11 protein-coding genes, 1 pseudogene and 1 riboswitch are annotated in these 13,786 nt (G+C 47.5%); of the genes and pseudogenes, 1 reads left to right on the top strand and 11 read right to left on the bottom strand.

Translation table 11 applies throughout. From position 1 onward, the window contains the following. The 8 genes and pseudogenes from JX312_RS02855 to JX312_RS02820 form a co-directional block, all read right to left on the bottom strand. Positions 1-246: pseudogene (locus JX312_RS02855) on the bottom strand (cobyric acid synthase); the annotation flags it as partial. After that, positions 246-815 (bottom strand): cob(I)yrinic acid a,c-diamide adenosyltransferase, encoded by a 570-nt coding sequence (locus JX312_RS02850; protein WP_204456987.1) that lies wholly within the window; start codon positions 813-815, stop codon positions 246-248. The gene JX312_RS02850 and the pseudogene JX312_RS02855, both read right to left, overlap by 1 nt. Continuing rightward, complete coding sequence (locus JX312_RS02845) at positions 796-2,136, bottom strand: cobyrinate a,c-diamide synthase (protein WP_204456986.1); 1,341 nt, start codon at positions 2,134-2,136, stop codon at positions 796-798. Before JX312_RS02845 ends, JX312_RS02850 begins: the two co-directional genes overlap by 20 nt. After that, positions 2,133-2,960, bottom strand: coding sequence for an ABC transporter ATP-binding protein (locus JX312_RS02840; protein WP_124030783.1), 828 nt, complete (start codon positions 2,958-2,960; stop codon positions 2,133-2,135). Before JX312_RS02840 ends, JX312_RS02845 begins: the two co-directional genes overlap by 4 nt. Then, positions 2,957-3,961: an iron ABC transporter permease gene (locus JX312_RS02835; protein ID WP_123405663.1), complete on the bottom strand. Its 1,005-nt coding sequence runs from the start codon at positions 3,959-3,961 to the stop codon at positions 2,957-2,959. Before JX312_RS02835 ends, JX312_RS02840 begins: the two co-directional genes overlap by 4 nt. Positions 3,962-3,988: 27 nt before the next feature. Continuing rightward, entirely contained in the window at positions 3,989-5,143 is a 1,155-nt protein-coding gene (locus tag JX312_RS02830) for an ABC transporter substrate-binding protein (protein WP_239653780.1), read from the bottom strand. A gap of 2 nt (positions 5,144-5,145) precedes the next feature. Beyond that, on the bottom strand, positions 5,146-6,297 hold the full coding sequence (locus JX312_RS02825; RefSeq protein ID WP_204456984.1) for a YncE family protein: 1,152 nt from the start codon (positions 6,295-6,297) through the stop codon (positions 5,146-5,148). Positions 6,298-6,417: 120 nt separating this feature from the next. Continuing rightward, entirely contained in the window at positions 6,418-8,472 is a 2,055-nt protein-coding gene (locus JX312_RS02820; RefSeq protein WP_204456982.1) for a TonB-dependent siderophore receptor, read from the bottom strand. A 60-nt stretch (positions 8,473-8,532) separates the two neighbouring features. Further along, a riboswitch (cobalamin riboswitch) is annotated at positions 8,533-8,746 on the bottom strand. A 126-nt stretch (positions 8,747-8,872) separates the two neighbouring features. Between JX312_RS02820 and JX312_RS02815 the strand changes: the two genes are divergently transcribed. Next, the gene (locus JX312_RS02815) at positions 8,873-10,066 is read left to right on the top strand and encodes an acyloxyacyl hydrolase (RefSeq protein WP_204456981.1); all 1,194 of its coding nucleotides are present in this window, start codon (positions 8,873-8,875) and stop codon (positions 10,064-10,066) included. A 134-nt stretch (positions 10,067-10,200) separates the two neighbouring features. Here the strand turns inward: JX312_RS02815 and JX312_RS02810 are convergent, their stop codons facing one another. The 3 genes from JX312_RS02810 to JX312_RS02800 all read right to left on the bottom strand — a co-directional run. Next, positions 10,201-11,406, bottom strand: a complete 1,206-nt coding sequence (locus JX312_RS02810) for a porin (protein ID WP_204456979.1) — start codon at positions 11,404-11,406, stop codon at positions 10,201-10,203. 108 nt (positions 11,407-11,514) lie between these two features. Continuing rightward, positions 11,515-12,576: an L-asparaginase 2 gene (ansB, locus tag JX312_RS02805; protein ID WP_123405655.1), complete on the bottom strand. Its 1,062-nt coding sequence runs from the start codon at positions 12,574-12,576 to the stop codon at positions 11,515-11,517. Positions 12,577-12,631: 55 nt separating this feature from the next. Further along, a partial coding sequence (locus JX312_RS02800) for an anaerobic C4-dicarboxylate transporter family protein (protein WP_204456977.1) occupies positions 12,632-13,786 on the bottom strand: 1,155 nt, incomplete at its 5' end.

Raw genomic sequence — 13,786 nt, 5'->3', positions numbered from 1 at the left:
GAGAAGCACGGGGTTCATCTCAGGCATGCATTCNACACCCGCCGCCTCAGCCTGCACCGCCTGTGCGCGCCCGATCTCCAGACCGTCAGGCGTGACATAGGAATTCAGTGCCATATTCTGCGCCTTGAACGGTGCGGGATGATAACCGTCCTGCAAAAATATGCGGCACAACCCTGCGGCAAGCACACTTTTGCCGACATCGCTCCCGGTGCCTCCGAGCATTATAGGTCTCAGTTTCTTCATTATTATTCTTCAAATAATCCTGCTTTTCCGAATCGTTTCCACCTCTCGTTATCAATCCCTTCATCGCAATTCACTTCCCGTGCCATCGCGAAGAAGAGATCTGAAAGACGGTTTACATATCTCATTACATCCCCTTCCACCTTATCCTGTTCATTCAAGCGCCACAACTGACGTTCGGCTCGACGACAAACCGTGCGTGCCTGATGCAAAAACGCCGCAGCCCGGCATCCTCCCGGAAGCACGAAATCCTGCTCCATGCAACCTTTCTCCGTAATCGCATCAAGTTTCATCTCCAATGCTTCCACCGCGTCGTAGGGTAACTTACGCGGATTTATTTCACGCGATTCAGAAGGAGTGGCAACTATGCTCATCGCTGTCATCAGGTTTACCTGAATCTCTCGAAGTATATTATCCTTTTCTGCATCATCAAGAAAACTTCTCACAATCCCGATTATGCTGTTCAGTTCATCAAGAGTGCCGTTGGTTTCGATACGGATATCTGTTTTCGGCACTCTCATGCCTCCGTGTATTCCTGTCGTTCCAAAATCACCCTTACGTGTGTAAATCCTCATATAATCCGTTAATATCGTTATTTCCCCAATACATATGAGTATACCCGGCAATTGCATTCTTATAGCGATAAAGAGGAGTATCCACCTCTTTACCATTTACGTCATATTGCCGTGCCGGATATATGTAATCCTTTATCCGCGTCCCATCCTCAATAACGGAGGAATAATGAAATTCATGCCCACGGATTGCGAAGTTTTCCGTTTTTACAGTCCTGTAACCCAAATGCAGATGAGCGTTATCCATCGTTGCCTTGATAGGCAACAAACCGCACATCTCATATCCATCAATCGAATCACAAAGATATAGCATACCACCGCATTCGGCAAACGCGTATCCTCCGCGATCAATATAATCCTTAATCGACTCCCGCATCAAAACATTTGCAGTAAGTCTTGCGGCATATAGCTCAGGATAACCGCCGGGTAGATAAAGGAAATCCGCATCCGGCATACGCGTATCACGTAAAGGAGAGAATTTAATTATCTCCCCTCCGAAACGAAGATTTTGCTCCAACAATCTAAGATTCTCAGTATAGACAAAATTGAATGCCTCATCATATGCTAAAGCAATCTTGCGGGAAGGACTGGAAATCAAATGACATTTATCTGCGACATGCGTGTCATCTGACTTTTCGTCTTTATCTATTTGCGTAAGGCTCAACAACAAATCCAAATCAATTCCTACCTTCACCGCGTCCGAAGCGCGATCTATAAAACTTTCTATCACGTTGTCATCTCCCAATGACAATCCCAAATGTCGCGACGGCATTGTCATATACGGATTCCTCTTCAGGCATCCCAAAAGTGTCACCCCCGCATCTTCAGCTGCAGATTTAAGAAGCCGCTGATGATTTTCAGATGCGACATTATTGAATATTACCCCGGCAATCTTTATTCGCTTATCAAAATTCTTAAAACCTGAAAGCACAGCTGCCAGGGAATAGGCGGAAGAAGCTGCATTTATTACGAGCACCACCGGCAAACCCGTAAGCTCTGCGATATGAGCTGCACTACCTTTTCTCTTGTCATATCCGTCAAATAACCCCATCACTCCTTCAACAATACGCACATCGCTACCAGCGGAATATCGTTGGAAAAGACTTTTAACATGTTGCTCATCCGACATGAAAACATCAAGATTGACAGATTCCATTCCCGCCGCAACCTTATGAAATTGCGTATCTATGAAATCCGGACCTGTCTTAAAAGGCGCAACCTTAAAACCTCTGTTTTTAAAAGCCCTGAGAAGACCGTTGGTAACGGTTGTTTTTCCACTTCCAGATGAAACCGCAGCAATTACGAAACCTGACTTGTATCTCATATATTATCAGATTTAAATCTCAGTTCCTCTTTCTTCTTTAAATCAATCTTAAAGAGACCGTCTGCCTTATCGAATAAGATTCCGGGATTGTCGAAATATAGTTCCATATCTCCCGACTGTATCAACTCTTCATGAGTTCCTGTCTTGACTCCGAGTTTTTTATCCATAAGCCATATGCGATCGGAAAGTTGCATCGCCATATCAAGATCATGAGTAGACATGAAGATCGTCTTTTCCATCTTATGTGCAAAAGAATAAAGCAAAAGCATGATTTCCACTTTGCTTGGATAATCCAGGAAAGCTGTAGGTTCGTCAAGGAATATCACGGGAGTCTCCTGTGCGAATGCTTTGGCAATCATGACTTTCTGACGTTCTCCGTCACTGAGGCTCTGCACCATCCGGTATCTGAGCGGTTCTATGCCTGCCAAGGAAATGGCATTATTAACAGCATCTTTATCCCGAACGCTTAAACGTCCCCAAAATCCGGTGTAAGGTGCACGCCCCAACCCTACAAGTGTCTCCACATCCATATTGTCAAGCAGGGGCTTCTCCGTAAGCACCACACTTATTGTCCGGGCAAGATCTTTTCCCGAATAATCGGCAAGAGGTCTGCCGGCTATCTCCACAAAGCCCGACAGCGGTTTTTGAAAACCGGCAAGCGTGCGCAACAATGTAGATTTTCCGGCTCCGTTAGGTCCCAACAAGCACGTCAATTCTCCGGGATAAAGGGATGCGTCAAGACATCTGGTGACACATTTGTCCCCCTTGGAATTTCTATAACCTGTGGTGAGGTTCCTTACTTTTATCGTTTCAACCTGTTTCATCTTCTCTTGAACCTCTCTTTAAAAATTACGTACATGATAACCGGAACACCGATAAGCGGAGTCACACCATTCAATGGAAGTACTATGTTATCCGGCAAAATACATATAAGATTGCAAATCAAGCCTATCACCCCGCCCGTAAGAATGCATCCGGGAATAATCACGCGATGATCAGCAACGCGGAAGATCATCCTGACCACGTGAGGCACGGCAAGTCCGATGAACGACACCGGTCCGCAGAATGCCGTGACCACGGAGGTCAGCAGCCCGGTCGTGACCAGCAGGAGATTGCGCACGGTCTGCATGCTTATGCCGAGATTGAGCGCATAGTTCTCTCCAAGCAGTATCACATTCAGAGGCTTCACCATCAGTATCGAGAGCAACAGACCAAAAACTATAGCAAGAGAAAACAACGGTATCTGACCCAAGGCAACACCGTTGAAATTACCCATACCCCACATGGCATAACCATGCACCCCCTCGGCGGTGGAAAGATAGTTCAGAAGAGTGATGACCGAGGATGTCAGATAACCTGTCATGATGCCGGCGATAAGCAGCATAAGGTCATTTTTAAGCCACATGGAAAACAGGAGCAGCAGACCCATGATCGCGATACTGCCTGCAAACGATCCTGCCAGTATAGCCGCGTATCCGCCCCAAGAATAACCTGCGGCAGAAACTGACCCTCCGAAAAAAAGAATCACAAACGCGACTCCGAGACTTGACCCGGATGTAATGCCGAGTATGGAAGGTCCGGCAAGAGGATTGCGGAATGCGGTCTGGAGCATTAGTCCGGACACGGTCAGCGCCGCGCCTGCAAGAACTGCGGTAATTGCCTGCGGCAAACGGCTTCCCACCACGATAAATCGCAACGGACCGTCAGGATCGCCATTATTGAAAAGTATATCGACCACCTGCGCTGGAGGAATATCGACCGAACCCACAAACAGATTCGCGAAAAACAACGCCACAAGCGATATTGAAAGGATTACAAATTTCATAACTAAGATACGGCAAGACCCGGGGATTTATTGCATAAGGCTGTAATAACGCGCCGGGGCGGAGGAGCTGAGTTCCGGATGCATAAGGTGTACCATGTCCTCCAGAATGAGGTCGGGATGGAACGGAGTCTCTTCATAGAAGTTGACATATCGCGTGTTGCAGCCATATACCCTCCCGTCTTTGAATGCCTTGAACTGCGAATTGACAGGCGCATCATTGCCCAGCTCCCTGAGCGATTTGTCTTTCTCCTGATTATATCTCACAAACCAGACATCGGCATCATGAGCCTCTGCAAGCACTTTCTCCGGTGCCAATGGCACACTGCCGCTCCGCTCATATGATGCAAACGGGTTTATGCCGCCGGCATCCTCGATAAGCCGTCCCATAGTAGACACACCACCCGGCACATTCCATACCTGACCGNAACGCTGGTCTATTATCACNTTCGGCTTGATCGCCAGTCCGTTGGCAATTTGCTTCAGTTTAAGATAATTGCTTTCAGTCTCGGCAAACATCTTGTCTGCGACATCCTGTTTTCCGAAAAGCATTCCGTAGAAGCGCACCCACTCGGCTCTGCCGAGCGGCGAGGTCTCCATATAGTCGGCACACTCTATGATCGGAATGCCGAGTTCACCCACCTTTGCATATTTGTCGTTGTTCTCGAACGGTGAAAGCATTATCACCTGAGGTTTCAGCTTTATTATCTTCTCAAGGTCGGGACTGAGGCTTACACCGCAGTCGACTATACGCCCCGAGGCAAGACGCGCCTGCAGCTCTTTGCCGTTTACATACTTCGAATTGCAGATACCTCCTATGGCGTCTATGGCACCGAGTTCGGTTATGAGACTGTTGTGAACGGTTGAATACACCAGCGCGTTGGTCACCGGCACTTTGATTATTGTCCCTTCCGGCAGACCGGCAGGNATCTCGCTATCGCGTTCCACAAGGATATATTTCTGCAACGTTTTCAACGTGTCCCAGGGATTTCTGACCGTCACCTCCGTGAAATCCGGGAACTCGCGGACAGTCAGATTCTCCGCATATTTCATCGGCAAGACCTCGCCCTCGCCTTCCGCAGAAGATGAAGCATGGCTTCCCTTGCAGGACGCAAGGAAAGCCACGACTATAAACAGGGTAAGAAAGATTCGCATCTTCCTTTTTCCCTCCAATCTATATTCCACTATCATTTAGCTATTTTCTCATTGATAAATGTAACGGCGCGAGCACCGACACCACACTCAATTCTCTTCTTGAAGTTGCCGGAAGCATCGTAGATATTAGCATAGCATGGCTCTTTCGTGAAAGCTTTGTTTGAAGCAGAATCATAATAATAAGACAATACTATAATATCTCCGTTTGCAGGATTCACAAATACGCCATTGGGAGACTCTATTTCTGAGTCTTGTCCTTTAACCTGTGTCAGCATATTACCTCTTTCAGCAAATGTATTGACATCATAAATCTTGTACGTTATTTTGTCAGGAGCCAAACCAAAAGGTGCCATTGCGACATAAAGTTTATCACCGGCAACACATGCCAATGAACCTTCACAAACTTTAGTTATATCTGCTTCGGAAGCGCCGGTAACCTTAACTATTATAGGAGCCACATAGTCATCCTTATCCGGTGCTGTATAGGAACCCTGCATTATCACAAACGCATCAGTTCCATTTGAAACAGCCTCCGTCGGATGATTCCCGACGAATTTAGTATTCTTGATTTCAGTTTGAGTAAATGTAGCCAGATCAATTACAGAAATACCATTATTGGCATATTTATTTTTAGAATTCTGTCCGTCTGTATTGGCAACAACTAATTTATTCCCTGCAAGAGCAACGCCATCAGGATTGGGACCCACCTTGAGTGTGCCATCAATCTCATCAGTCTTGGCATCAATACGGACAACATAACCGGTATACATAGAGCAATATAGTTTGCCATCTTTAGCTGTAATAGCTCGAGGACTCATTGCATCGCCTTCGGGTTTGATAGAAGTGATTATCTTAAGGGTTGTAGGCTCTACAACCCAAATAAGATTCGAACGATACATAACAATGTACATCTTATCGTTATAGACAAGAGCCTGCTGGGCACCTTCGCCAAGAGCTATCTCATTGGCTGCGAAGAATGCGTCTTCAAGAGCCTTTGTGGCAGTTCCTGTCGCGTAATCATACGCAGTAATTGATGCCGGAATTTTACCTGACATATTGCCTCCGTTAATAGTGTAGAAACCGCTGACGGTTTCGGTTGCTTCACCTTTGTTGTCATCATCGCTACAGCCGGTGAAACCAACAGCCATGAATGCTGCAAAAAGCATTAATGCAAATTTCTTCATCTCTAAAAGTTTAATCAACATATTATAATTCAATTTAACTATAAAGCATTTATCAAATATCCGCCACTTATTAGCTAAACCAACTGCTCTTCAAAACAATAATGGATTCTCAGAGCTTGTTTAATTATATTTATAGGTAAGTGTGAATTTCCAAGCACGTCCCGGCATCGGATAATTACCTACAATCTCGTATTGTGTATCCAGGATATTTGTCATGTCGAAACGAAGGTCAATTGTGTTCCGTTTTATCTTGAAAGAGCGAATCAATGCAGCTCCCATCTCCATGTATCCTTTGATTCGTGTTATGGGAAGATTGGAATTTGTGCCGTAACGGTCGCTCGCACCGGTGGTGTGAACAACAACATCTACCCAAGGATTCTCCCAGCTAAGAGATGCAGCTCCGGAATGAATCGGAGTGTAAGCCACCTGCTTGTTATAATCCGGATCCTTGGGAGATGTGCGCGGTTGCACTCGCTGCCAGCTATAATTACCGGCAAACACCAGATTCTGACCGCGCGCAATATTGAACGTTGCACTTGCAGTGACATCCGCACCGAATGCCCTTGCCTTATCCATGTTGGTCATTGTCCATATGAACATATTCATTGGCAAGGCAACAATCTTGTCTTTCACATTATTGTAATACACATCGCCTGTAAGGACAAGTGCATTCAGCCAATTAGTTGAATTATATTGCCATGTCAATCCTAAATTGAACTGATCAGTATCTTCAGGTTTCAATGATGTACTGCCCATGCGGAAGTAATAAGTTTCATTGAATGTAGGCATACGGAATATATTCTTGTATGAAGCCCGTATAAAGAAGAGACGGTTGCGCATCGGCTGCACAGACACACTCAGTGAGGGAGACAGCTTGTTCTCATCTTTCGAGCTTATGCCCTCTTTAACTCCATTATCGTAGATCGACCAAAGGAGACGGGCGGTAGCAAGCAGCCAGCTGTTCTGGAATTTTCCGGTGAACGATTGCAATACGGAGTGACGCCAAGGACCGACAACCTCCATCTGATTTGTGGTCAGATTGTTGTAAAAATAATCAGCCGAGTAATTGAACGCAAGCTTGTCGGTGGGCACATAAAGTGCCGATCCCGACACATATACTTCGCGCTGGAAATAATCCTCATCAAGGATACCGCCGGGATATTTCCCGTCTTCATCATGATATAGAGATGCGTCCCAGTTGAACTTGGCGAGACCCTGAAATGAGAATTTAGATAGAGATAAGTTTTTGTAAGTCAGCTGTCCGAAAAAATTGCGGTCACGTAATTTTTCGTGGCAAATAGGATTGTATAAGATAACCGGTCCTGGCAACTGCCGGTTGTTGTCGTAATAATACACCTTTGCATCAAGCATTGATGCAGGTGTCAACCTCCAGCGCGTATTGATTTCGCCGTGCCATGAATTCATCATGCTGTTGTTGCGACGCTCGCGCGTCACAAGCTTACCATTCTCCAATGTGAATGGGTAATCGTTTTTCGCATGAGTGTACTCTCCAATTACCGAGAACGAGAATTTTGGCGTCAAGCTTTTCCCAACCTTAAAATAAGGGTTATAAGTGCCGAATGAGCCGAATCGCATCTGTCCGGTGACATGCCACAATGAATCCATCGGACCGGGCACAGACATAGAAGAAATAATGATTGATGCAGCAGATGCCGAAGCCTTCGCGGGTACAAAGATATCACTATTATCGCCTACTATCAAAGACAGGCTACCGACATTATCTAATGAATATCTTGACAAGTCTATCTTGCCGCTCTGGCAGTCGCTGAGGACAATACCGTCGTAGATAACTCCTGTATGGGTTGTGCCAAAGCCGCGCACCGATACGGTCTTCATGCCTCCCGCTCCACCATAGTCCCGGATGTTGATACCGGGCAGACGGTGAAGGGCATCGGAAATGTCGGTCACTCCCATCGTCTTCATACGCTCGCTGGTCAGATTGAACAACGGCGCGGTACTCGTCACCTCTCTGCGGACCCGCTCCGAGACCACCTCGAATTCCTGCAGACTCCTGCCGGCGGTGTCCGCCGCCTCATATGCATCGCCCCTTTCGGGAACAGACACACCGAATGCCGGGATGCATCCTAACACCTCGGCAAAAACCATAACAACGGCTTTCTTTAATGATTTCTTTGACTCAATAATACCTTTCATATGTTCTCTTTTCCTCGAAAGAGTGACCAACATATCCAGAAACCACACCGGCACTATGCCGGATGACTCCTCAAAAACGGCAGGTCTTCGGACTTGTCTCAACTTCGGCACGCCTTCCCGACCCTGAGGTCAGTGGCAGAGACTCTCTTATATTGCTGTCTCTGTGTGATTTTTGCCGAAGTCTATATGGAGACTTACCGCAGCGGGACTGTCCGGGACTCTCACCCGGTTCCCTTTTGATGGCATAATGCCAACCGTTTTCAGCCGCAAAGTTAACAATAATTTTCAATAACACACCATTCCCTTAAAAAATTTTTCTTCTCATACACCCATTTTGCCGTTTGATCCAAATATCCTAATTTTGCATCCGGAGTCTGACACCTCCCCGGCTCTTATAAAAATGAAAAAACTATTATTCGTCTTGACATTGTTGGCTGCTTTATCGGCAAAAGCCAGCATATCCAGCACCGACACCATACCGGGAGCATTCTCCTCCCCGATGCAATGGCGTGTCGGCGTGGAACTGTCGCCTGCTTATGTCGCGCCTACAAACTCGTTCCTGACCGGTGACAACATATATGCCCATCCGGTGCATGCCGCCATGTCCGCGTCTCTCCGCACTGATTTCTGTTTCAACCCGAAGTCCGAGAAGGGTATGCTTTATCACGGTTTATATCAAGGGATAGGGGTGGATACAAGAACATTTTTCTCCTCGCGTCTGCTCGGAACCCCTGTTTCGGCATATGTATATCAAGGCGCGCCTTTCAAACATTTCGGCAGCAGGCTCTGGCTTGGTTACGAATGGAGATTCGGTGCTGCTTTCGGTTGGCGCGACAGAAGCGGAGACAGAGATGCCGGTTTCCTTAACTCGGCAATCTCTACAAGAGTAACCGCACACATGGGGTTAGGCTTGAAACTTACCTATGCGCTCGCCCCACGCTGGCAACTCTCTTTAGGTTTTGAGGCAACTCATTTCTCCAACGGAAACACCTCATTCCCGAATTCCGGCATCAATACCATCGGTCTGTCATTCGGAGCCTCATATGTATTCAACAGGATACAGTATGCCGAAGCACCCGATTATATGAAACAGGATGCCGACAGACCCCGCTGGCTTCTCGACATCCTCGCATACGGAGCCTGGCGCAAACGGCATGTTATTATTGAAGAGATAGAGACTCTGTTGCCGGGAACATACGGTGTGGGCGGACTGCAGTTGTCTCCGATGCGAAAAATCAACCGCTGGCTGACCGCCGGACTCGCAATCGACATGCAATATGACAGAAGCGCAGGACTCGGACCTTACTGGCAGGGGGGATACTACGACGAAGCCTCTTTTTCCCGTCCGCCATTCGGGAAACAGCTGAGAATCGGAACTGCCGCCGTAGCGGAACTCACAATGCCCATATTCGCAATAAGCGCAGGTCTGGGCTACGACCTGTTGAGTCCGCACGGAGAGATGCGGTTCTACCAGATGCTGACAGTCAAGGCATTCGTTACCGACAACATTTTCCTGAACGCGGGCTACCGCCTCGGCAATTTCAAAGACCCACAGAACCTTATGCTCGGAATCGGCGCCAGAATATACAGATAAGGTTTGTTTATGGATGGATTCTGCTGAAAACCGATCAGAGTGTTCTGAAAACAAAGCAAGGGAGACGATGCGCTTGTCGGCGCACCGTCTCCTTCGCTTTTACAGAATTATTCGGCAGTTTTGAAAATTGCTTGTCAGAATACAGGCATATGCCAGATGAATCCCACTGAGAACTGGTTTGTGGAGTAATCATCGACGCCATATACTTTCGCACGGTTGGAATATTTGTAGGTGCGTCCGACATAAGCGGCGAAGAAATGCAGGTTGCGGTCCTTGAGCGGATAATACTCTATACCGCCTACATAACCCCATGCGGTGCGGTAACGTCCTGCCTCCACAATGTGACCCGGGGCACCCTCCTGCTCATGAGTCTTGTAGACCCCCTCGTTCTCAGCCATGGCTTTCGCAAATATGTTCCATGCCGGATGGAAACGGTAGTTGAGATGGAGAATAAAAGACATGATATCGGTCTTGGCTGTCTTGTAGCCGGTAGTGGATTCCCAGCCGTCAGGCTGCACGATACTTGTGATGATGCCCTTGCGGTCAACGCCCTCGCGTGTATACAGCCAGTCGAAATATGCCTGAACCTTGTCGGAGATATTGAAATCGTTACCCAACGCGAAATACCACATGTGCTCACCCTTTGTCTCGTTCATGAACGATGCTGACCAGCGTGTCTTGTAGACATCGTTGAAGTTACCGTTCCAGTTGACGGTATAGAGCAATGGTATCTTTGCCTTGGTGTAATTGCCATACATCTCGCGGGAACTGTCATTGTAGGCGTTGAGCACCTGGAACTGAAGCTGCTGCCTTGGAGTGAAATTATATGCGACATTGACACCACTCATGAAGTTGCTCATATAATCAACCATGTCGGAATACTGATAGATTTCGATCGGGTTCATGTCAAACTCTATACCGCCATATGCAGCACACTGCTTTCCAAGGAAGAATGACCATTTGTCGAGATTTATTCCGATTCCGGCGATATCGATGCTGTTGAGCACATTGTCCCGGTAGCCGTTCTGGCTATCGCCTTTGTTGAGACGCTGGCGATAACGGTAACTGAGCCAATCGTTGATATTACCCTTAGCTTCGATACGCAACTGGTTCATCTTGAACTTTGCCTCATTGAAATGCGAGCCGTTCCAGTCAAGATTGAACGAGCCGTGCATGTCAAGAAACAGATTGAATTTGTCTGTTTTCTTTTCAATGTTGGCAATACTTTCTATGATTCCCTCTTCAGTTGTGGTTCTGTAATTGTTTGTTCTCTCCTGCTGAGCGATTCCGGGCAACGCGCATATTGCCGCGCTGGCAAACAATATGGATGTGTGTTTCATCTTGTTTTAGATTTATGGTAAATGTGATTGTTTCAGCCTATTGTTGTCAGTTCACGCTCCCTGTGCGTCCGCGGCAGTCCGGACGCACGGGGAGACGTCACTGAAACTTTAGTATTCTTCGAAATATTTCTGAATCTGCTGCCAGTCTTTGGTGCGTGTGAGAGCAAGCATAAGCAGCACGCGCGCCTTCTGAGGATTAAGTTCCCAGGATGCCACAAACTGATATTTGGCGTCATCTACCTCGTCATAAAGAGTTGTCGGACCGGTAGGCACTCGGCTCGAACGAACAACGATTATGCCGAGCTTGCGGGCTTCGAGAAGTTTAGGGAATATGTTCTTGTGATAGTTGCCGTTGCCGAGACCTGCGTGGATCACTCCCTGATACCCGTTGGTAAGGAAAGGATTCATTACATCAGCCTCCACATTCGAATATGCATAAACAATTCCGACTTTGGGAAGGCTCGTAAGATTGGTGACATCGAACACTGATTCCGTTGTGTGCTTTTTCAGTGTCTGCATGTTGTAGTAAGGCTTGCTGTTGTAGACATATCCGAGAGGACCGGCATCGGGAGCCTGGAATGTCTGCACATCGGTGGTATTCATTTTTTGTGTGGAATGCGCGCCGAGGATAAGACCGTTCATCACAATCATAACGCCTCTCCCTTTTGACGACGGGTCTGCGGCAGTGACAACGGAGTTATACAGGTTGAGAGGTCCGTCGGCACTCATCGCCGTTGAGGGACGCATGGCGCCGGTGAGCACTACAGGCTTGTCGCTCTTCACTGTAAGATTGAGGAAGTAAGCGGTCTCCTCCATGGTATCGGTTCCGTGAGTGATCACGATGCCGTCCACATTGCTCTGGGCGAGAAGCTCGTTGATTCGTTTGGCAAGAGTAAGCCACACCTGGTCGTTCATATCCTGCGAGCCTATGTTGACAACCTGCTCACCAGTGACATTTGCCACATCCTGCATCTGGGGCACCGCATCGATTAGCGACTGGATAGCCACCTGGCCTGCCGTATAACCGGATGCCGTGGCGGATTTGCCGGTTCCTGCGATAGTTCCGCCGGTAGCAAGAATATACACATTCGGTTTTTGCTGGGCGAACGCCGTGGCGACAGAGGTCAGCAACACTACTGCCAGCAGGCTCAATTTTTTCAGATTTTTCATAACTTGATTATTTTAGTTGATTATTGGTTTTTATGGTTCAGATAATGCAAGGTTCTCAATATATCTGTATCAGAAGCAGACCTGTAAGAATCGCAGCTATCGTGGCGACAAGTCCGGGCATCATGAAAGAATGGTTGAGCACATATTTGCCGATGCGGGTGGTGCCGGTGCGGTCAAAGTTTATAGCCGCCACCACTGTCGGATAATTGGGAATAAAGAAATAACCGTTTACAGCCGGAAACAAGGCTATAAGCATCCACGGATTCATTCCCAGTGCTATGCCTAACGGCATTATTGCCCTGACGGTTGCCGCCTGACTGTAAAGAAGAATTGACATTACGAAAAGAGCGATTCCGAAGAGCCAGGGCCATTGTGTCACAAAACCCTTGACACCCTCTGTGATCACAGCTATATTGCCGTTGATGAACGTGTCGCCCATCCATGCTATACCGAAAATCGCTATCACTGCCTGCATTCCCGCAATGAAGACACTTCCCTGAGTCGGGGCGATTCCGTTGATCTTGCCGGTGAGAAGAATGATGGCACAGGTGCTGAGCATCAGAATCTCGATAATCGCCGGCATGTCTACAGGGGTTCCGTTGAATGAGGGACGCATTGCCGGTATTGAGCCGAAAAGCACGATAAGCACAGTTGAGAGCAAAAACAGCACAACAGAGAGCTTTGCTCTGCCAAGATTCTTTATTTCGTTGAATTTAAGATTGTTTTCCTTAATCATACCCTGCTCTACACGGCGAAGATACTCAGGATCTTCCAGAAGCTCCTTACCTACTCTTTTTGAAAGTAATGCTCCTATTATAACTCCTATGAGCGTAGCTGGAATAGACACCTTGAGAATATCGAAAAGAGTGATGTCGAAGCCGGTGAGCAAACCGAGCAACGCCACTGTGGCAGCTGAGATCGGGCTCGCGGTTATTGCCTGTTGCGAGGCTATGACGGCAATTCCCAAAGGACGCTCTGGACGTATCTTCGTTTCACGGGCAACCTCCGCGATCACCGGCAAAACCGAATAAGCCACATGACCCGTACCGGCGACAAATGAAAACAGATAAGTCACCAACGGACTGATGATAGTGACTTGCGAGGGATTCTTTCTCAGAAGTTTCTCTGCAAGCTTTACCAGATAATCCAGTCCCCCTGCCGCCTGCATGGCAGCGGCAGCGGAAAGTACCGCCGCAATCATCAGCATGGC

The sequence above is a fragment of the Barnesiella sp. CU968 genome (assembly GCF_905219685.1).
GTDB classification, from domain to species: Bacteria; Bacteroidota; Bacteroidia; order Bacteroidales; family Muribaculaceae; genus Lepagella; species Lepagella muris_A.
This window is presented reverse-complemented; position numbering and strand designations above follow the sequence as displayed.